Below are 21204 nucleotides of genomic sequence, written 5' to 3' on the forward strand. Positions count from 1 at the left end.
GGTACCTCCCTCAGAACTTCAACAGGTTGGTGTCGTCCACCGAAGTGGTGCGACGGGAACGGAAAATGGTGACGATGATCGCCAAACCGACGACAACCTCAGCAGCCGCCACGATCATCACGAAGAAGGCTCCGACCTGGCCGTCAAGACCGCCGTGCACATGGGAGAAGGTCACCAGCGCCAAATTCGCGGCATTGAGCATCAACTCCACCGACATAAATGCCACCAACGCATTACGCCTCGTGAGGAAACCCAAGATGCCGATAGCGAACAAGATCGCCGAGAGCACCAGGTAGTCATTCGGATTCATTCGAGTTCTCCTTGGACCTCGTGGCGGGCGGCACTAATCGACGCAAACGCCCGATGTGTCGGAGCCTTCAGCTCACCGGCGTCGATGATGGCGCCGCGGGTCGCCAAGGTGCCCGAGATCGAATCAGGAGCCACTGTGCCGTCAGGCAACAGGGCCGGTGCGCCGATCTGGTTCGTGCGGGCGTAAACACCGGAATTGGGACGAACACCGGGGTGGGAGCCATGCTTAGCGTAAGCGGCCATACGGTCTGCCACACGCTCGCGCTGGCTCTTCTTCTCGTCGGCCTCGCCATGGGCCAGCACCATGGTGCCGACGGCAGCAGTAATGAGCAAGGCCGAGGTCGCCTCAAAGACGATGACATACTTAGTGAACACCAACTCGGCAAGCGACTTGACGTTATCCCCGCCAGCCGCGTTGGCCTGCGTCAAGCCCACCGGCTGATCGGTGCCGATCACGCCCGTCGTCACCGCGTTACCGACGGCGAGGATGAGCAGTGCAAGAAAGGCCAGGGCGGCGATAATAGCCGCCACCTTGTGACCTTTGAGAGTCTCTTTGAGGGAATCGGTGGAATCGACGCCGACCAGCATGACGACGAACAGGAAGAGCATCAGGATGGCGCCGGTGTAGACGATGATCTGCACCACAAACAAGAAGGGCGCTTCTTGGCTGGCGTATTGAACAGCCAGACAGATCATGACCACAGCCAACGACAAGGCCGAATGGACTGGCTTCTTGGCGAACACCATCACCAGAGCTGCGAGCACCATAATCGGCGCCAACAGCCAGAACGCCCACTGTGATGCCGTCACCATGGGCGCAAGAGTGACGAGCAAGGGAAGTCCCGGGGTCATCGGGCAGCCTCCTCGTCTGTGTGATGGGTCGTCGTGTCATCGCCTGGGTGGGCGGTGTCACCCTGTACTGGGCCGGTCCGCACATCGTCCTGACCGGAAGGCGGCAGACCGTTGAAGTAGTCGTCCTCGTCGTCACCGAGTCGGCGCGGATGCGGCGGCTGCTCCATGCCCTCCTTGAGAGGGGCCAACAGCTCATCTTTAGTCCAGATGTGCTTGGCGCGAGTGGTGTCGGCCAACTTGAAGTCGTTGGTCATCGTCAGGGCACGAGTCGGGCAAGCCTCAATGCACATTCCGCACAGAATGCACCGCAGGTAGTTGATCTCGTAGACGCGACCGTATCGCTCACCGGGCGAGTAACGCTCCTCGTCGGTGTTGTCGGCACCCTCGACGTAGATGGCATCAGCCGGGCAGGCCCACGCGCACAGCTCGCAGCCCACGCACTTCTCTAGTCCATCGGGCCAGCGGTTGAGCTGGTGACGGCCGTGCATGCGCGGCGGCATCGGCTTTTCTTTGCCCTTCTCCGGATATCCCTGGGTGAACGGCTTGCGGAACATCGTCTCGAAGGTGATCCCGAATCCTGACCAGGCTCCCATCACAGACCTCCGTTCTCGTCGTGGTCTCGTCGAGCCACCGTGGTGGCCGTTGTGGCCCCCGCTAATGGGGCTTGCACCTGATGTGGCAATGGCGGTACCGGATAGCCACCGGCAAAGGCATCAAAGGGCTCGTCTGGAGCTCCCTTGTCCACGGAATCGTCCTTACCGCCCGCGAATGCCCATACGAGCAGGGCAACAACGATGACGCCGACGATCACCATGAACACGGGGTTACGACCCCAGCCTTGGTTGAGAATCGTGCGCCACGCAGCGACGAGCAGAACCCAGCCGAGCGACACCGGGATAAGGACCTTCCAGCCCAAATCCATGAAGTGGTCGTATCGGAACCTCGGGATCGCGGCACGCACCCACACGAAGAAGAAGATGACGAACTGGGTCTTGAGGAAGAACCACAGCAGACCCCACCAGCCCGAATCAATGACGCCGAAATAGTTCAGCGGCCATGGAGCGCGGTAACCGCCCAAGAAGAGGGTGGTGCATACTGCCGACAGGGTAGCCATGTTGATGTACTCCGCCAGGAAGTACATGCCGTAGGGGAAGCCTGAATACTCAGTGATATAGCCACTCACGAGTTCCGACTCACACTCCGGCAGGTCAAAAGGCAGGCGGTTCGACTCACCGAACATCGTGATGACATAAATGACGAAACTCGGGATCAGCAGTAGCCAATAATGACCTGCAATATGAGTGTCAAATCCACCGACAACGAGGTGGCCAGCCTGCGACTCGACGATCTGTGACGTCGACATCGACCCGGAGAAAATGAACACTGTCACCAGAGACAGGCCCATCGCGACCTCGTAGGAGATCATCTGGGCGCTAGAGCGAAGCGAACCGAGCAGGGAGTATGTACCAGCCGATGACCAACCGGCCAGCACGACGCCATAGATGCCGATGGACGCCACCGCAAGGATGAAGAGCACGGCGACCGGCACGTCGGTGATCTGAAGTCTGGTGGTGTGGCCGAAAATCGACACTTCACCACCGAGCGGGATCACAGACCAGGACGCGAAGCAGGCGATGCCCGCAATGACCGGTGCCAGGTTAAAGACGATCTTGTCGGCACCCTTCGGGGTGAGCATCTCCTTGAAAATGAGCTTCAGGCCGTCACCAACAGCCTGGAACACACCGCCAGCCCACGCCGAGTTCATGATCGGGCCGATGCGGTTCTGCATCTTAGCCAGCACACGACGCTCGAACCACACGTTGAAGATGGTCCAGGCCAGCAGGATCACGAAGAGGATGACGACCTTGATGATGATGAGCCACACCGGGTCGATGGTGGCCTCAAGGGGACTCATGCCACACCTGCCTCTCGGGAAGTATCGGGTTCAACGGCACGCAACGAAACTACGGTTCCGGGAGCGTCGGGGACGGTGGTGCGGCCCTGCGGGGCAGTGGAATCACCACGCAGTGACGGGATCCACACAGCTTCAGCCGTCATCGTCGCGTCGATCTTGACCGGAAGTCGCAAACTAAGGGGCCCAGAGACGTCAATGAGCTGTCCATTGCTCACGCCTAGTTGCTGAGCCGTGACCGGGTCGATGACGGCCACCGGCGCGGGGGCGGTGGCAATCAGAGCGTCCGCCCCAGTCAGGCTCGCTGAGCCCTCCAACAACTGCCGCCAGGTTTCCAGCACTCGGCCAACTGAGCCAGCTTCAACCATGGGGGTTTGTGGAGTGAGCGGGGAGGTCGGCTCCATCGTCGGGCGATCACCCTGCCACTGCCCCAAGTCCTGCCAGGCTTTGTGAGCCTGCGCCACTGTCGCAAGGCCGGAGGTCGAGCCCATCTGGGCGCTCAGCGCGTCGATGACGCGGATCTCGTTCATGGGAGTCGCGGGCTGCTTGTTCACCACCCTGACTCGACCAGGGCGATGCTCCCAGTCAAGGAAGGTGCCGGACGTTTCCTCCAGCAGGCACACCGGCAAGACGACGTCGGCTCGCGCCGCGACCTCGGAAAAACGCTGCTCAACGGAAACAACGAATCCGCAATTCTCGACGGCCTCGCGGGCTCCAGCCGGGTCAGGCATATCGGCCAGTTCCACGCCGGAGACGACCAACGCATCGAGTTTCCCGGCTTGGGCAGCAGCCAACATTCCAGCGGTGTCGAGACCAGGCTGAGTCGGCAGGTTAGTGACTCCCCACGCGGCCGCGATATCAACACGGGCCTTGGCGTCGTCAACGAGGCGTCCGCCGGGCAGCAGCTGGGGCAACAGGCCAGCTTCAATAGCACCAATCTCGCCAGCCCTGCGCGGCACCCAAGCCACTCGCACCGCCGGATCAAGGGCGTTGATAGCGGACAGCGTGCCGGGCCGGGTTGCGGCCCGCTCCCCTACCAGGACGATGGTTCCCTCTCCGATGGTGCCGTCAGCAACCAGCTGAGCAATTGCCTCGGGCTCTTGCCCGGGCAGGCAGCGCGCGAGCTCGGCTCCCATCTTCGCTGAACCATTGGACAGGTGGGTTCCAACTGCGGTGATCGCCACCTTGTGACGGCGCCATGCCTTGCGCAGGCGCAGGAAGATCATCGGGCACTCGTCTTCGGGTTCCAGGTCGACGAGGACAACCCGTGAAGCCGCCTCAAGATCGGCGTAGGTGACGGACTCCTCAAGGCTTCGTCCAGCCACCCGTGCAGCCAGGTAGGCGGCCTCCTCACCCGAGTGGGGACGGGAACGGAAGTCAACATTGTTCGTGCCGAGAACGACGCGGGCGAACCGCGACCACGACAGGCACGTCTCCACGGGGAGTCGTCCACCAGTCAGGACGCCGACATTCGTGCCAGCCTTCGTCAGGCCAGCAGCGGCCGTCTGCAGAGCTTCGGTCCATGACGCCGGTTCCAACACACCATTGCGGCGTACCAGCGGAGTCGTGACTCGGTCGTCACCCCGGCCATAACGGAATGCAAAGCGACCCTTGTCGCAGTTCCATTCCTCATTGACGTCGGGCAGATTGCCAGCGTTGCGACGCTTGACCTCGTAGTGACGGTGGTCGGTACGCAGCTGGCAACCGGCTGCGCAGTGCTCACATGTCGTGACCGTCGAGACCAGATCGAAGGGACGGGAGCGGAACCGGTATTCGGAGCTGGTGAGGGCTCCCACTGGGCAGATCTGGATGACGTTCCCGGAGAAGTAGGAGTTGAAGTCGTCTCCTGCGTATGCACCGATCTGGGAAACGGCACCGCGCTCCTGCAAGTTAATAAAGGGGTCACCGGCGATCTGGTCAGCGAACCGCGTACAACGTTGGCACAGCACGCACCGTTCGCGGTCCAGTAGCACCTGAGCCGAAATGTTGATCGGCTTGGGATAGGTGCGCTTGACCCCGCCGTAGCGAGACTCGCCACGCCCATTGGCCATCGCCTGGTTCTGCAAGGGGCACTCGCCGCCCTTGTCGCAGATCGGGCAGTCCAGCGGGTGATTAATGAGGAGGAACTCCAGCATTCCCTCTTGGGCCTTGCGGGCCATCTCGGAGCTGACCTGGGTCTTGACGATCATCCCCTCGGCCACCGGCATAGTGCACGACGGCTGCGGCTTGGGGAACCCACGACCGTTACCGGCATCTGGGATCTCGACAAGACATTCGCGGCACGCACCAGCGGGGTCAAGCAGTGGATGATCGCAGAACCTCGGAATGGCGGTGCCAATGGATTCGGCAGCGCGAATAATGAGGGTTCCCTTAGGTACGCTCACCTGCTGACCGTCGATAGTGCACGTCACAAGTTCGACGGGCTTGTTTTCGCTCATGCCCCTGCCCCCTCCAGGACTCGGCGATCGGCATCGTTGAAGATCGAGCTGCGCTCATAGGGCAGGTATTGCCACGCGGGAATGCCCCGGCATCCAGCTTCGAACTCGTCGCGGAAGTGGCCGATGGCCCCCCGCAAGCAACCGACGGCGCCGTCTGCCAGAGCGCAGAATGAACGGCCACCGATGTTGTCAGCGATGTCCATGAGCTTGTCGACGTCACCCTCCTGGCCCTCGCCAGCCTCAATGCGACGCAACATCTGGACAGCCCACCACGTGCCTTCACGACATGGCGTGCATTTGCCACAGGACTCGTGCTTATAGAACTCCAGCCACCGCAACGTGACACGGACCACCGAAGTCGTCTCGTCGAAGCACTGCAGGGCCTTGGTACCGAGCATCGTCTTGGCTCCGGCCATCCCCTCGTAATCGAGTGAGAGGTCAATATCATCCTTGGTCAGAATGGGAGTTGAGGACCCACCAGGAGTGAAGAACTTCAGCTCATGGCCCTGTCGCATGCCACCGGAGATATCGAGGAGCTGGCGCAGGGTAATGCCCATCGGCGCCTCATATTGCCCTGGGTGAGCCACATGCCCGGACAACGAGTAAATGGTGAAGCCGTCGGATTTCTCGGTCCCCATCGACTTGAACCATTCCTTGCCATTACGCAGGATCGACGGCACCGTTGAAATCGACTCGACGTTATTGATGACCGTCGGGCTGGCATACAGACCCGCAACAGCCGGGAAGGGCGGGCGCAAACGAGGCTGGCCACGGCGTCCCTCCAAGGAATCCAGCAGAGCCGTCTCTTCGCCACAGATATAGGCACCAGCACCCGCATGGACGACGACGTCAAGGTCGTAGCCAGAGCCGAGGATGTTCTTGCCGATGTAGCCAGCCGAGTATGCCTCCCGTACGGCCTGCTGCACGCGACGGATCACGTGCAGTACTTCACCGCGAATATAGATGAAGGCCATTTTCGCCTTAATGGCGTAGGAAGCGATGATGACACCTTCGACGAGAGTGTGCGGCGAGGCCATCATGAGCGGCATGTCTTTGCATGTGCCTGGCTCGGACTCATCACCGTTGACAACCAAGTAGGTCGGGTTGGGGTTGTCCTTTGGCACAAAAGACCACTTCGTGCCAGTAGGGAATCCGGCACCACCACGACCACGCAGGTTAGCGTCTTTAACCAGTGTGACGACGTCATCGGGCTGCATCGCCAAAGCATTCCGAAGACCGGTGTATCCGCCCAGGCGCTCATAGTTGAGCAGCTTCCAGCTACGCTCGTCGTCCCAGTTGGCCGACAGAACCGGCGTCAGTGGATCGGTCACTTCTTCTCCTCCTCCACAGGCTCAGCAGGAGCGGGCACGCTATTGGGGTCTGGCGCCGTCCAGCCATTCTGCTTCGCTAGTCGAACGCCTCGAAGCGACGCTTCACCGGCACTGGGGCCCTCATCGGCCCGCCCGTCAGGAAAGCCAGCGAGCACCCGCTCGGCCTCACGCCAACTGGTGATCTTCGCTCCACGGGTGGAATGAACCTCTTCGTCGCGGGCCAAGGCGTCCAGGATTTCTTCGGCGCGCAACGGGGTCATGTTGTCCATATATTCCCAGTTGACCATCATGATCGGCGCGAAATCGCAGGCGGCGTTGCATTCGACACGCTCAAGGGAGAACTTGCCGTCAGGGGTCGTCTCCCCCTCCTTAATGCCAAGCTTTTGCTCGACGCGGGCGAGCACTTCTTCGCCGCCCATGACCGCACAGAGCGCCGTGGTACAGACACCGATGTGATGTTGACCGGCGGGATGCTTCTTGTACATGGTGTAGAACGTCGCTACCCCAGAGACTTGGGCAGTCGTAATACCGAGCACTTCGGCTGCGGTCTCGATGCCGACCGGGGAAACGCGTCCGTCCACCGACTGCACCAGGTGCAGGATCGGCAACAAAGCTGAGCGCGGATCGGGGTAGCGCGAGGCAATCTGGCGCATTTCCTCAATGGTGTGCTCGTCGATATTGGTGGAACGGTCGGTTTGGTCGACTCCACCGGTGCCTGAGAAGTCTGAGTGGAACGACTCGACGTAGGGGTATCCCAGATTGACGGGTTCGCGATCGCTCATCGGTCAACTCCTCCCATAACAGGGTCCAGGGATGCCAAAGACGGCACCACGTCGGAAAGCATTCCGCCCTCACACATGGCGGGCAGAGACTGCACGTTAATAAATCCAGGATCACGCAAGTGGGACCGGTAGGGCCGGACGCCACCGTCAGAGACAAGGTGACAACCGAGCTCACCGCCGGCACCCTCAATAGCCTGGTACACCTGACCGGCAGGCACCCGGAATCCTTCGGTGACGATCTTAAAGTGATGGATAAGGGCCTCCATCGACTCGCCCATAATGTGACGGATGTGCTCGTTGGAGTTGCCCTGACCGTCGGGGCCTAGAGCCAGTTCAGCTGGCCAAGCGATATGCGGATCCTCAACCATATGACGATCGCCCTGAGTGTCTTCAAGGCGCTTGAGGCACTGCTTAAGGATGCGTACCGACTGGTCCATCTCTTCGAGGCGGATGCGGAATCGCCCGTAGCAGTCACAGGTATCCCACGTGGCGACGTCGAAGTCATACGTGTCGTAGTCGCAGTAGGGCTGGGTCTTGCGAAGGTCCCATGGCAAGCCGGTGGCGCGCAGCGCAGGGCCGGTGACTCCCAGGGCCATACACGTCGACAAGTCGGCGTAACCGATGTTCTTGGTGCGGGCCTTGAAGATCGGGTTCTCGTTGCAGAACTGGCCGATCTCGGGAAGGTACTTCTCCATCCGCTTGATGAGGTCACGCAGTTGATCCAGGCCGGTCTCGGGAAGGTCCGTTGCGACGCCACCGGGACGGATCCACGCGTTATTCATGCGCAAGCCAGTAACGGCTTGGTTGAACTCCAAGATAATCTCGCGCTCCCTCAAGCCAACCTCGGCCACTGAGGAAGCACCAAGCTCTAGACCGCCAGTACCAACCGCAATGAGGTGGGAGGAAATACGGTTCAGCTCGGTAATCATGACCCGAAGCACTCGGGCACGCTCGGGGACGTCGTCGGTGATGCCAAGCAGCTTCTCGACGGCTAGGCAGTACACCAACTCGTTAAAGAAGTTCGCGACGTAATTGCACCGCGTCATGAAGGTAACGCCCTGAGTCCAAGTGCGGAACTCCATGTTCTTTTCGATGCCGGTATGGAGGAAGCCGATTCCGACGCGCAGGTCGGTCACAGACTCACCGTCAAGCTCAATGATGAGCCTCATCACGCCGTGGGTGGACGGGTGGGACGGCCCAAAGTTCACGACGACAGTTTCGTCGCCTCGCTCGGCGGCCTCATCAACGATCTGGGCCCAGTCACCGCCCTGGGACAAGTACTCGTGGTTCTCGCTCATCAGTTGTAGCTCCTGCGCTGGTCCGGCGGTGGTACGACGGCACCTTTGTACTCAATCGGGATGCCACCGAGTGGGTAGTCCTTGCGCTGCGGGTGGCCAACCCAGTCATCAGGCATGAGGATGCGGGTAAGGGCCGGATGGCCGTCGAAAATAACCCCAAACATGTCCCACGCCTCGCGTTCCTGGAAGTCCGCGTGCGGGTAAACCGAAACGATGCTTGGCACGTGAGGGAGGGACTCGATGTCGCTGCGTCCGGTACGGGCGACGTCCTCCTGGCCAGGATCAGCCAGAGCGACCTCGAGGCGAATGCGTCGATTATGTGTCATCGACAGAAGGTCATACACGACGTGCATTTCGCGACCGGCCATCTTCGGATAGTGCACGCAGGTCAAACACGAACAGCTCTCGAAGCGCAGGGCCTCGTCGTCGCGCAGCACCTTGACGAGTTCGAGGAGCTTCTCAGGGCGGACGAAGAACGTAATTTCCCCGCGATCAACCACGGTTAAGCCATCAGAAAAGTCCGGGACAAGTTCTTCCATGCGATCGGCAACCTCGTCGAACCATCCGCCGTAGGGACGTTCAGAGCTGCCAGCAATCTCAACCGTGCGGACGATACCGCCATAACCAGAGGTATCACCAGGGCCGGACGTCGCCCCCCACATGCCCTTGCGAGTATCAATGCGACGATCTGCCCACTCGCGACCCTGCGCTGGGGTGTGAACCTGATCGGGCTTGCTCGAATCGAGGAAGTTACGACCGTCAGGAATGCGGTCTCCGGAATCTGAGCCGCCAGCAGCGCCGCTCGGGGTCGGCTTGTCACTCATCGCATGAGCCCCTTCTGCTCGAGGGTGGTCTTAGCTTCAAGGGCGCGCTTCTCCTTGGCTGCCTCAACCTCGGACATGTGGCCCATGAGCGGCCAATGCTGGATCTGCTCACGAATCTTAAAGACGGCGTCGATGAGCATGTCGGGGCTGGGCGGACAGCCTGGCAGATAGACGTCCACCGGAACGATATGGTCGCAACCCTGAATGACCGCGTAATTGTTGAAGATGCCACCTGACGAGGCGCACGCACCCATCGAGATAACCCACTTGGGTTCCGGCATTTGGTCGTATAGCTGACGGACCACCGGAGCCATCTTCTGGCTCACCCGGCCCGAGACAATCATGAGATCGGCCTGACGGGGAGAGGCACGGAAAACCTCGTGGCCCCAGCGCGCGGCGTCGGCGCGGGGGCCACCATAAGAAATCATCTCAATGGCGCAGCAGGCTAGGCCCATGGTCAGCGGCCAGAATGAGGTCTTGCGGAGCCATCCGACGATGGCCTCCATTGAGGTCATCACGATGCCAGCTGGGACGTCAGCGTCGTACTCAGCCATTCTCGCGCGTCCTTTCTTTTCTTAAGCGTTGAGCGACGTGACGTTCGAGCCACTCAACATATTGCTGCACGCGACCCTCAGGCCGCGCGGGAACATCAAGTCCAATCTAGGCCGCCGCGGCGACGGATGTAGAGGTACGGGACGAATACCATCGCCACGAACAGCACCATCTCTACCAGCGCAAAAACGCCGAGGTGGTTAAAGTCAACCGCCCACGGGTAGAGGAACATGATGTCGATGTCGAACACGATGTAAAGCATCGCAACAACAAAGAACTTGACAGGGAATTTTCCGCCGCCTGCAGGCTGTGGAGTCGGTTCAATACCGCACTCGTAGATTTCATGCTTGGAGCGGTTGGGCCGCTTTACCGCAAGAAGGACGTTAACTGCGATCGTCGCCAGCACGAAGACCGCGCCGAGGATGACCATCCCCACAAGGGGAGCGTATCCGTTCATCTCACCACCTTTGGTCAGCACCATTCGCTCAGACCATACGACTCTGGTCTGACATCCCGGTACTTCGGGTTACCTAACTTCAGGCCTGCTGCCCTGATGTGCGCTTCGTTACAGGCCATGAGATCAGACCGACGGGGTAATCCTCGTCAGAATGTTGATAATACGATCATCGACGTCTCCTGCCCGGGAATCAGTGAGGTTTGCCAGCAATTTGTTGACGAACATCATGAGTCGACGGCGCGGAAGCCCGTACGTCGTGCAGATCTTCATGACGCGCGGATCACCAATGAGCCGCACGAAGATCGTGCCAAGCCGGTAGTAACCACCAAAGTGGCGCTGGAGAGCCCGCGGGTACCCCTGCAGCGCCTTCTCGGAAGCCGACGTCTGGTGACCGCGATAATGTGCCTCGGCAATCGCGTCAGCCGCCAGCTCACCAGCCTCCATGGCGTAGTCGATACCCTCACCATTGAAGGGGTTGACCATGCCACCGGCGTCACCTACTAAGAGCAGACCGTCGCGGTAATGAGGTTGACGATTAAACGCCATTGGCAAGGCGGCACCGCGGATCGGCCCCTCCCGGTGATCGTCGTCGAGAGTCCACTCAGCGGGCAGATGAGACAACCACCGCTTCATCAGCGAGCGGTAATCAGTGTGACCGAAAGCGGCCGAGGAGTTAAGCATTCCCAGACCAATATTGACCGTCCCGTCTCCTTCGGGAAAAGCCCAGCCATACCCAGGTAAAAGATCCGATTTTTGCGGGGTGCCATCCCATAATTCGAGCCAGCTCTCCAAATTGTCCGATTCAGACAACACAGAACGGTAATACGCGCGTACCGCCACACCCATAGGGCGATCGTCACGCTTGTGTAAGCCCATTGCTAAACCGAGACGGGAAGAGTTGCCATCGGCGGCGACGACAACGGGTGCGGAATACTCGGTGCCCTCAGAGGTTCGGACACCACGAATACGACCATTAGGGGCCAGAATCGGATCGGTGACATTGGCCCCCTCCACGAGGGTGACTCCCTGTGACGCGGCGTGACGGGCCAGCCTCTCGTCGAGAACCGAGCGTCGGCACACCATACCGAAATTGGGGAAATCAGCCAGCTCGGGCCACGGAAGGTTGAATGGGGCGATCCGCCCACCGTGGATTCGCAATCCCTGCGTGTGCTTCCACCCGGCGTCTTCGGACACGTCGATCCCCAACCGAATGAGTTGCTTGACGGCGCGCGGAGTCAAGCCATCACCACAGACCTTGTCGCGGGGAAAGGTCGCCTTCTCGAGCAGTATGACGTGCAGTCCCCGGTGCGCAAGATGCGTAGCAGTCGCTGAACCACCAGGCCCAGCACCGACGACGACGACGTCGGACTCTATCTGACTCGTCACGCGCGGCCCCTCCTTATGAACAATGACATGTGACGCCGGAACCCCGACGGCCTGCAAGGGGGAGTCTAGGGGGTTGCCAACAATAAGCATGCCAGCGCATCAGGTTTACGACGCCAACGGGCGAGCCACCTGGGACCCCATAACGTCCGATGTTTCCGTAATTCACTGACACAATCCGTCGATGACACTATGCAGTGCTACGCTCCCGGCGAAAAACTTAAATGTTTTTCACAATTAATCATACGTACGACATATCAGGAGATCATCATGCTCATTCAGATTGCTGCCAGTATTGCGGCGGCATCAGCCATGACGTTCGGAATACCCGGGACCGTCACCCCCATAAATACCAACCACCTTTCCCCCGAACCACAGGTTTCTGTAACGGACATCTCACAGCACACGGGACCATTTGCTGTAACCACCCCTCTCACCGTCAAGGTCACCCCGAGCGCACCATGCGTCAGCAGCGACGGTCATCAGGAATCCATCGTGGCTCGCATCCTTGACGACCAAGGCCATCAGGTGTGGGCAGGAACCTTCGACGAGTCAACGCTCATCGGCGGCACAGGCCGTGGCACCGCGACCTTCCACGTCGGGTCTGCGGCAGCCACCTTCAACTACCACGGCAGCCAGCGCACTACCTACCGCACCTTGGGCTACTGCGCCTACCCGCACTACGTTGACGGCAACCGGGAGCGCCTCTCCAAGGTCGGCGTCGCACCATTCACGGTAGATCCCGCCAAGAACTGAGTCATCATGGGCAGTGCCGCAGACCACCCTCGTGCGGCAGCTGTCGGCCCCTGCCGCCTCTCACAGCAATGAGACGGCACTGCCCATGTGGACGTCTCTCAGTTATCCTGCCACCGTGATCCTTGACCCAGGTTCAACCCGCTTGCGCGCCCGTACCATCTCGATCCCGGACCCTGGTCCACTCGAAAAGTACATGACGCCAAACGATTCGGTGTGTTTTTTACACCGCAACTACGGCATGGTTGGGCTCGGCGAGATCACGCGATTCGAGACGGATTCCCCGGTAGCCGCCGACGTGTGGTGGGAGGCGCTGTGCGACGATCTTGAACATGAGACCGAGATGCCTGGCGCCGAGGCCACCGGCCCGGTCGCATTCGGATCTTTCACGTTTGATCCAGATAGGTCGTCGTCACGGTCGGTGATGATCCTTCCCCAAACGATCATTGGACGCTGGCCTGGCTATTCGTGGCTCACCCAACTTTCTTGGGACAGCATTACCAACGATGCTCCTCGTCAACAGAGTGCGCCCCGACCGCCGGCATCCGTAACACTGCGCGATGGGGTCGTCACTGAGCGAGGTTGGCGTGAGGTGGCCCGACTCGTCCAAGACATCATGTCGCCGGGCAGCCTTGACCAAATCGTCCTTATGCGTGATTTTGAGGCCAAAGCAGCCTCCCCTATCGACCCCCGCTGGATCGTCGAAACCCTGCGTCATCAATTCCCGAACGCGTACACCTACCTTGTTGAAGGATCTGTCGGCACCACGTCGAAGCTCACCGTCGGAGTGAGCAAGTCGTTAATTACGTCTCGGGTCATGACCCATTCACCCGCTACCGACGTCAACCATCAGACACTGCTATCTGCACTTCAGGGCAGAGGACCACTAGCAGCCCACCATGACGAGATCGTCGAGCAGACCTGCAAGCGTCTTGAGCAGTTCTGTGACACGGTTCACGTTCCCGACTGTCCAGGGTGCGTCTATAGTGACGCCTCAACCTACCTGGTTACCGATGTCACTGGTATTCACTCCCCCGACCAAGGATCGTGTCTGGCTCTTGTGGATGCCCTGTGCCCACCGGCCTTCGTCACCGGGCTGCCGCCGCATCGCGCCACGTCTGTGCTGGCTGAAGTGGAGCACGTCGACCGTGGCCGTGTTTCCGGCCCCACTGGCTGGGTCGATTCCTTGGGCAATGGCCAGTGGGTTACGGACTGTCGTGGCGGCCAAATCGACGCCACCGATCCGTCCCTTGTGCATGTCTTCTCGGGGCATCCCATCGGCCGCGACGACGACGCGGACATGTTGTCGACCGAGGCGGAGCGTCGCATTGATGTGCTACAGGATCTCTTTCCCGTCGACGTCTGTCGAGGCGTCGCATAGCGCGCGGAGTGGGGATGATTCAATCCCCGCTTATGCTCACCTCCGCTTGCGCTCAATCACTTTCTTTTCTACCTTGCCGCCGCGGGCTTCCTGACGAGCTTCAGCGAGTTGACGCTGTGATTCCTCACGCATTTCGGCGAGGTCCTGCTGGTTCATACCCCCCATGCGCAGGAATCCGAACACCACCACGGCGATAAATACCGACACCCAGGGCGACCATCCCAGCACCACCGGAATGGTGATAACAGCGACCATGTCGAACCCGCGGATGAGGTTGAACATCAGCCCTGGGGGCATTGCGCCCGCCTGGGTTGCCACCATCGGTGACGAGTAATCGGCCGGTTTCGCGCTTACCCATCGAATGGCACCGGCAAGGCCACCGGCAGCCGTCACCAAGCCGTACATGATGGCTCGGTCCCATGGCCGTGACGTCGCAGAACCGATGCCGTGAAAGGCTGGGATGACGGCAATTGCCCACACCACTGCAGCCACAGCTGGCACCACTGACGCCGCTGAAATGACTTGGCTCGTCGTAAAGGGCAAGCAGCGCACTAACCCCTTGCTGCGAGTGAGCACTCGCAGGCTGGTAAAGAAGGGCACTAATGCCGCTACGAGGACCAGGGCCGACACCGGGACCGTCAGGGCGCCGAATCCCAAGGCCGAGACGGCGTAAGGCACCACAGCCGTCACGATGAGGGCAAACAGCGGCTTCGGAGACCGCATAACACGCTGTACATCACGCCACACCAGGGCCCTCAAGCCCTCGCCCCGTCCGCGAGTGGGACGGACGTGGCCACGCTCGATGGCCTCGCGTTCCTGAAGGATGTCTCGGATGAGAGCAAAGTCAAGGGCGAAGGCAGCTCCTTGCATACCGGATGCCAGTGAGCCACCGGCCATGAGACGGGCGCGTCGGATCCGATTGAGGCGCAGCCGTGCCAGCAGGACGGTGACGACGAGCAGTATCGCTCCAGCGACAGCTACCGCAGCTGTTAGGTTGGTATCGCTCATCGGTACCGCATACCACCCAGACGCCGTCGAGATGACTCCCAGCAGCACCGCTAAACCAGCCAATCCAGCCAAGGCCTCGACGGCTTTCACTGGCCACGCCCGTTCGGCCCCCTGCTCGGCAGCCGCAAAGGAGACGACCCCGCCAGCGCCCAGGGCAGTCGCTAGGGTCCAGGCGACGACGGCCTTCCCAGCGGCTCCGGTGAGGGCGGCCACCAAAGCTCCTAGAACGGCACCACCGAGCACCGACACAAGCACTGCAGCGCGCAGGCGCTTGGCGAGGAACTTGGCCCGGTCGATGGGGGCATCCATGAGCCAGAATCCTTCGGCTGCCGACGCGAGTACCGGTCCGAAGACTCGGGCAGCGGCTAGGGCGAAGGCCAGCACTCCGCACAATGCTGCCCACGGCAGCAAACCGCGCGCCGTTTGGCATCCCGTCGAGGTGCAGCCTGAGGCCTGCCCCTGGGCCTGCACGATGAGGCTGATAATCATGGCGAGGACGACGACTAACGAGAACACGAGTACGTATGCGTCGCCGATAGCCTGCCGAATGTTGCGAGTGGTACGGCCTTTGCGCCAGTCGCCCATCAGGAGGGAAAGCTGACGCTCGTCAGCCTGACCGCCGAAGAAGTCGTCGGGGCGGTGGGAAATAACGAGCTCAGGGTCGGGGAGGGTCTGACTCTCGGCGATGTGCGGTTCGGGCTGGGATGCCTTGGGGCGGGGCTTGGAATGCTTACTATTGCGCCGACTCATCCGCGCGGGCCTCCCAATTCGACGGTTCGAGCACCAAGGGTTTTGACGAGGGCCGGTTCATGGCTGGCCATCACGATCGCCAGGCCGTGATTCATCTCCTCGCGCAGCCTCTTACCAAGCCAGGCAACACCTTCAACGTCAAGGCGAGCTTCGGGCTCGTCGAGGACAAGAAGCTTGCGGGGGCGAACGAGGGCGGTTGCCAGGCCCAGTCGGCGCCGCTGGCCTGAGGAGAGGGTGCCAGGCAGCTGTCCGGACTGCGGAACAAGCTGAACCTCTTCAAGCACCTCGTCGACGAGAGCGTCGGCGTCAACGAGGCCGTGAGCGCGAGCAAGTAAATCGAGGTGCTCCACTACTGACAGATCAGGGAAAAAGTCGAGGTCGTCAATGACCGTGGCAACGTTGCGACGAAACTCTGGGTTCGTCTCGGACACCTTCTTACCGAGCACCTCGATCGTTCCCGAGCTGGGGCGATCGGCTCCCACCAGCATTCTCAGTACCGTCGACTTACCGGCACCGTTGCGGCCAGTGAGAGCGACGGCTTCCCCTTCGTGAACGGTAAGGGAGAGGTGATCGACGATAGTTCGGTCGCCGTAAGACTTCGAAATGTCCTTGGCGACGAGGACGGTAGAGCGAGATGCCATGCTGGCCATTCTCGCGCACGGGCAAGACCTACCTCAACCACCGCCAACCACAAGTACCCGCTCGAGGGGGTTAAGGGGGAGTCGTCTCCCCCTTACAATAAACACGTGTTGACAACCCGAGCCACCCTGGACAAGCACCACACCGATGTCGCATCAATGTTCGACGCAGTGGCGAAGCGCTATGACCTTATGAACCAGATTATGACGCTGGGGGCGGTTGACACGTGGCGCGATCTCGTCGTTGAAGCAGTGGAACCGGAACCTGGCCAGACCATTCTCGATTTGGCGGCCGGAACTGGCACGTCGTCAGCTACTTTCGCGGCACAGGGGGCGCAGGTTTATCCGACCGATATTTCCACCGGGATGCTGGCGGTAGGCAAACAGCGTCAGCCTCACCTTCATTTCGTGGCCGGGGACGCCACGTGTTTGCCATATGCCGACAATTCTTTTGACGCGGTGACGATCTCGTACGGCCTGCGCAACGTCGAGGATCCTCACCTGGCACTGCGCGAGATGCTGCGCGTCACTAAGCCGGGCGGTCGCGTCGTTATTTGCGAGTTCTCGTACCCGACATGGGCGCCTTTCCGTCATATATACACCAAGTATCTACTGGCTGCGATTCCAGCTATGGCGCGGTTGGCATCGTCGAACCGACAGGCATATGACTACCTGGCTGAGTCGATCCTTGCCTGGCCGGATCAGACCCACTTGGCTGACATGATGGCCGAGGCTGGTTGGCAGGCTGTGGCGTGGCGCAATATTTGTGGCGGGGTGGTTGCTCTCCATCGTGGCTGGAAGGGCAATGCCGACGCTGGTAGCCACCGTCGCAACGATTCCACTGGTATGAAGGAGATGGCCTGAGGTGAGAGGCCCTTCCTCCCCTATTCTCCTTGACGCCTGGGCAGCTCGCAGTTGCCCGGTCAAGACCCAGAATGCCTTCGACCCGCACCTGTCCGAACCTGTCGGTCATCCCCGAGACGACGAGCTCTTTTCGGGCGCGCAGGCTCATGTGACGGCGGTTTGTGACGCCTTTGCGGCTATCCCCAGTGCGGTGGATGTACGTTCCAGGGCTAGTTCGGCTAGTCGTCGAGCCGCGACTCATCGGGCCACAGATGCTGGGGCTCCCGTTATCGTCTGCCCAGAGCTGCCGTCGTCTCCTCACGGACACCGTTCTGGTTCTCCCGATGCTCTCATCCTGGCTGGCACCCGTGCTGATGGAGGCCCGGGGTATTTACCAGTCATTGTGAAGGATTACCTCGTGTTAGAGAGCCACCACACGTTGGCCGAGTTTACGTGGGTTTCTCCGCTCGATGATCCGGATCCTCGTCATGCCACGATGTCGCTCGACCAGACGTTTCGCCCCAGTCGGGAGCGGGCCTTGATCCAGGCTGCCCATCATTGGCGCTTGCTCGACGACCTTGGTCTGGTTGCTACACCAGATCAGTGCCCGAACCATCGTCGTCTCGTCGGGCTCGTCGGTCATGACGAGCTCGGCGTCTTGGATGACGCTCTGGCAGTCTCGTGGCTAGACCTCGACCACAAGTTCATCCGTACGTTCTCGCGGTCGGCTGCTTCGGGATGGCGTCGCCGCAGCGTACTTGACCGCTACGACCACGAGCAGACTTTCCGGGTCTCAGTAGCTGAGCATGCCCTCGCCGGGGGCGAGCCGATGGTCGCTCCGATCGTGGTACCGGAGTGCGAGTCGTGTCAGTGGTGGGCCGTCTGCGAGCCGCGTCTTGACGACGATGACCTGTCTTTGCGCATCTCGAAGGCTCCGCTGGACGTCCGGGAAATCTCAACTCTGCGTCGTCTCGGGGTGGCGACGGTTGACGATCTTGCCGACGCGAACCTCGATGACTTGTTGCCGGTCTACCTACCTGAGGTGCAGCACCGCCCCCGCCCGGAGCAACGGTTGCGAGCTGCAGCTAGGCGGGCTCGGCTCATCCGCGAGGGTGTGTTGTTGGAGCGCAACGACGATGACCCGATTGACGTTCCGGCATCGCGTCTAGAAATTGACTTCGATATCGAGACGTCCCCTGATGGCCGCGTCTATTTGTGGGGGTTTGAAGTGAGCGATCCTGAGCGCCTGCTCGATTCGACGACGGACGCCGATCCATATTACGTATCCTTTAGCGATTTTTCCGACATGGATGACGCAGCCGAGCACCGGCTTGCTTCCCGCGCAATTCAGTGGCTAGACAGCGTCATTGCTGCCCACCCAGAGACGATCGTCGTTCACTATTCTGACTATGAGATCGTCCATCTACGACATTTTGGCCGAGTTTTCGAAGACGATAGTTCAGCCGTTCAACGTCTCCTTGACTCGGGATGTTTTGTTGACCTTTTCACCACGATTAGGGCTCATTTTTTTGGAGTCAACGGAATTGGACTCAAAGTTGTCGCGACTGCGGGGGCGGGATTTTCATGGCGTGACCCAGATCCAGGCGGACTGAACTCGCAGACGTGGTGGAATCTCGCCGTCCACGACCCGGATCCAACAGTTCGGGAGGCATCCAGGACTCGAGTGCTGGAATACAACGAGGATGATGTGCGAGCCACATTGGCGGTGCGCCATTGGCTGCGCGATCAGTACTCCAGCACGTCTGCCGCCTAACAGCGCGTTACTCTCGGTCAGCTCTCGGCGGTTGACGAACCAGGGTCTCACAGCGGTACCCTTTTGTTGACACGTCCCGCACTATCGTATCTGGCCGTCTGGAGTCCCATGCCTTCCTTGACACGAATCCTTCGGTTTACCTCTCAGCTTTGGAAGTTCTACCTCGGGGTCGTCGTCTCTGCCGTTGTTGTTGCCCTCACTCAATTGACGGTGCCTTTTGTCATCGCGCGGGCCACTGACCTAGCTGTCGCGGGAGTGCGCAGCAACGACCACCACATCCGCGACATCATGATGTTGGCGGTCGTCATTCTGGGCCTTGACGTCGTCAACTCCGTACTAACCAACGTCAATGGCTGGCTGGGCGACATCATGAGCGCGAAAATGCGCCAGATTTTGTCGACACGCTACTTCAGTAAGCTTCTAGAGCTGCCACAATCGTGGTTTGACGACGAGCTCACCGGCTCAATTACCTCGAAACTCACTCGCTCAATTACCAATGTCACCGACTTCGCCAAAGCCTTCTCAAATAACTTCTTCACACTGCTATTGACGACGGTGGCAGTACTAGTGATCTCTGCAATCTATTACTGGCCGCTGGCGCTCCTGTTAGCGATTGTCTTTCCGATTTACGTCTGGCTGACAGCGCTGACGTCACGCAATTGGCAGACTCACCAGGACGTCATCAACCACCACATCGACACGGCTGGCGGGCGTTTCCAAGAGGTCGTTTCGCAAATCCGGGTCGTCAAATCGTACGTTACTGAGGCCAGTGAACAACAGCAGTTCAACGACCACTACGACGCCACCGTCACTGCGACCCGCCAACAGTCAAATCACTGGCACGTCATGGACACCGCGCGTCGAGTCGTCCTCAACGTCATTTTCTTTGGAATCTACGCCATCATTTTCGTGCGTACTGCGAAGGGGTACTTCAGCGTCGGGGACATGATCCTCCTCATCCAGCTCATGACGATGGCCCGCCAGCCGGTGCAAATGATGAGTTACATCATTGACGTCGCCCAGCGCGCGGTTGCCGGGTCGAAGGACTACTTCTCGGTGATGGAAACCCGTCCAATCCACGTACCCGAGACCGCCACGACGACTATCCGCGAGCCAGAGCCGGGGGTCCCCATGATCTCCTTCGACAACACTGTCTTTAGCTACGACGGCGTCAATCGGGTGATCGACCAGGTATGTTTCGACGTCAACCCTGGTGAAAAAGTTGCTCTCGTGGGCGAATCTGGCGGTGGAAAGTCCACCCTCGTGAACCTGCTGCTGGGCCTGTACCCGGTCACCGAAGGCAAAATCATGGTGGCCGGCAACGACATCGCCCAGGTTGCCCCCGACGCCCTGCGACGCCGTATCGGCGTGGTCTTTCAAGACCCAGCCCTCTTCTCCGGATCAATCCGGGAGAACATCGCCTACGGCACTGAGGCCACCGACGAGCAAATCCGCGACGCAGCCCACCGCGCCTACGCTGACCGCTTCATTCAGCGATTCTCCCAGCAGTACGACACCCTCGTCGGGGAGCGCGGTATCAAGCTCTCCGGTGGCCAGAAGCAGCGCATCTCGATTGCCAGGGCCCTGCTCAAGGACGCCCCGATCCTCGTTCTCGACGAGGCCACCTCAGCCCTGGACACCAAGTCCGAGCGGTGGGTGCAGGCCGGTCTGGAATCCCTCATGGCCGACCGCACCAGCCTCATCATCGCCCACCGCCTCTCGACGATCTCCAGCGTCGACCGGATCGTCACCCTGGACGCCGGTCGCGTCGACGAGATCGGCGCCCCGGCCGAGCTGGCCGCCTCCGGAGGTATCTACGCCGAGTTGTTGGCCCTGCAGGCATCCAGCTCGAAGGCCGACCGCAAGAGGCTGGAGCGATTCGGCATCAAACTGTAATGAGGACCGCGCCGACGATGGCA

At 60.4% G+C, this 21204-nt stretch carries 19 protein-coding genes; 5 read left to right on the forward strand and 14 right to left on the reverse strand.

Annotated elements, in window-relative coordinates; genetic code table 11:
* Positions 1-10: 10 nt before the first annotated feature.
* From nuoK to FYJ43_RS08875, 12 genes are all read right to left on the reverse strand, one after another.
* On the reverse strand, positions 11-310 hold the full coding sequence (nuoK, locus tag FYJ43_RS08820) for an NADH-quinone oxidoreductase subunit NuoK (RefSeq protein WP_154563986.1): 300 nt from the start codon (positions 308-310) through the stop codon (positions 11-13).
* Positions 307-1161: an NADH-quinone oxidoreductase subunit J gene (locus FYJ43_RS08825; protein WP_154563988.1), complete on the reverse strand. Its 855-nt coding sequence runs from the start codon at positions 1159-1161 to the stop codon at positions 307-309. The genes nuoK and FYJ43_RS08825 overlap by 4 nt, the downstream gene beginning before the upstream one ends.
* Entirely contained in the window at positions 1158-1754 is a 597-nt protein-coding gene (gene nuoI / locus FYJ43_RS08830) for an NADH-quinone oxidoreductase subunit NuoI (RefSeq protein WP_154563990.1), read from the reverse strand. The genes FYJ43_RS08825 and nuoI overlap by 4 nt, the downstream gene beginning before the upstream one ends.
* Positions 1754-3076 (reverse strand): NADH-quinone oxidoreductase subunit NuoH, encoded by a 1323-nt coding sequence (nuoH, locus tag FYJ43_RS08835; RefSeq protein ID WP_154563992.1) that lies wholly within the window; start codon positions 3074-3076, stop codon positions 1754-1756. Before nuoH ends, nuoI begins: the two co-directional genes overlap by 1 nt.
* Positions 3073-5511 (reverse strand): NADH-quinone oxidoreductase subunit G, encoded by a 2439-nt coding sequence (locus FYJ43_RS08840; RefSeq protein ID WP_154563994.1) that lies wholly within the window; start codon positions 5509-5511, stop codon positions 3073-3075. Before FYJ43_RS08840 ends, nuoH begins: the two co-directional genes overlap by 4 nt.
* Positions 5508-6842: an NADH-quinone oxidoreductase subunit NuoF gene (gene nuoF / locus FYJ43_RS08845; protein ID WP_326833511.1), complete on the reverse strand. Its 1335-nt coding sequence runs from the start codon at positions 6840-6842 to the stop codon at positions 5508-5510. Before nuoF ends, FYJ43_RS08840 begins: the two co-directional genes overlap by 4 nt.
* Positions 6839-7624 (reverse strand): NADH-quinone oxidoreductase subunit NuoE, encoded by a 786-nt coding sequence (nuoE, locus tag FYJ43_RS08850; protein WP_154563996.1) that lies wholly within the window; start codon positions 7622-7624, stop codon positions 6839-6841. The genes nuoF and nuoE overlap by 4 nt, the downstream gene beginning before the upstream one ends.
* Complete coding sequence (locus FYJ43_RS08855) at positions 7621-8922, reverse strand: NADH-quinone oxidoreductase subunit D (RefSeq protein WP_154563998.1); 1302 nt, start codon at positions 8920-8922, stop codon at positions 7621-7623. Before FYJ43_RS08855 ends, nuoE begins: the two co-directional genes overlap by 4 nt.
* Positions 8922-9746 carry an NADH-quinone oxidoreductase subunit C gene (locus FYJ43_RS08860; protein WP_154564000.1) on the reverse strand — a complete coding sequence of 275 codons (825 nt, stop codon included), beginning with the start codon at positions 9744-9746 and terminating at the stop codon, positions 8922-8924. Before FYJ43_RS08860 ends, FYJ43_RS08855 begins: the two co-directional genes overlap by 1 nt.
* Positions 9743-10300: a NuoB/complex I 20 kDa subunit family protein gene (locus FYJ43_RS08865; RefSeq protein WP_154564002.1), complete on the reverse strand. Its 558-nt coding sequence runs from the start codon at positions 10298-10300 to the stop codon at positions 9743-9745. Before FYJ43_RS08865 ends, FYJ43_RS08860 begins: the two co-directional genes overlap by 4 nt.
* A gap of 95 nt (positions 10301-10395) precedes the next feature.
* A complete protein-coding gene (locus FYJ43_RS08870; protein WP_154564004.1) occupies positions 10396-10779 on the reverse strand; it encodes an NADH-quinone oxidoreductase subunit A in 384 nt (127 codons plus the stop codon).
* A gap of 99 nt (positions 10780-10878) precedes the next feature.
* Entirely contained in the window at positions 10879-12141 is a 1263-nt protein-coding gene (locus FYJ43_RS08875; RefSeq protein WP_326833512.1) for a geranylgeranyl reductase family protein, read from the reverse strand.
* Positions 12142-12408: 267 nt separating this feature from the next.
* On the opposite strand from FYJ43_RS08875, the gene roxP reads away from it, so the two are divergent.
* Entirely contained in the window at positions 12409-12894 is a 486-nt protein-coding gene (gene roxP / locus FYJ43_RS08880) for an oxygenase RoxP (protein ID WP_154564006.1), read from the forward strand.
* A gap of 193 nt (positions 12895-13087) precedes the next feature.
* A complete protein-coding gene (locus FYJ43_RS08885) occupies positions 13088-14272 on the forward strand; it encodes an isochorismate synthase (RefSeq protein WP_154564463.1) in 1185 nt (394 codons plus the stop codon).
* A 36-nt stretch (positions 14273-14308) separates the two neighbouring features.
* Here the strand turns inward: FYJ43_RS08885 and FYJ43_RS08890 are convergent, their stop codons facing one another.
* Complete coding sequence (locus tag FYJ43_RS08890; protein WP_154564008.1) at positions 14309-16030, reverse strand: DUF6297 family protein; 1722 nt, start codon at positions 16028-16030, stop codon at positions 14309-14311.
* Positions 16027-16680 (reverse strand): heme ABC exporter ATP-binding protein CcmA, encoded by a 654-nt coding sequence (gene ccmA, locus FYJ43_RS08895; protein ID WP_195839946.1) that lies wholly within the window; start codon positions 16678-16680, stop codon positions 16027-16029. Before ccmA ends, FYJ43_RS08890 begins: the two co-directional genes overlap by 4 nt.
* Before the next feature lie 96 nt (positions 16681-16776).
* Between ccmA and FYJ43_RS08900 the strand changes: the two genes are divergently transcribed.
* The 3 genes from FYJ43_RS08900 (at position 16777) to FYJ43_RS08910 (ending at position 21181) form a co-directional block, all read left to right on the forward strand.
* Positions 16777-17532 (forward strand): demethylmenaquinone methyltransferase, encoded by a 756-nt coding sequence (locus FYJ43_RS08900; RefSeq protein ID WP_326833513.1) that lies wholly within the window; start codon positions 16777-16779, stop codon positions 17530-17532.
* Between the two features lies 1 nt (position 17533).
* Entirely contained in the window at positions 17534-19285 is a 1752-nt protein-coding gene (locus FYJ43_RS08905; protein WP_326833514.1) for a TM0106 family RecB-like putative nuclease, read from the forward strand.
* Between the two features lie 108 nt (positions 19286-19393).
* Positions 19394-21181 carry an ABC transporter ATP-binding protein gene (locus FYJ43_RS08910; protein ID WP_154564012.1) on the forward strand — a complete coding sequence of 596 codons (1788 nt, stop codon included), beginning with the start codon at positions 19394-19396 and terminating at the stop codon, positions 21179-21181.
* Positions 21182-21204: the final 23 nt, after the last annotated feature.

It is taken from the genome of Cutibacterium porci (assembly GCF_009696315.1).
GTDB lineage: Bacteria > Actinomycetota > Actinomycetes > Propionibacteriales > Propionibacteriaceae > Cutibacterium > Cutibacterium porci.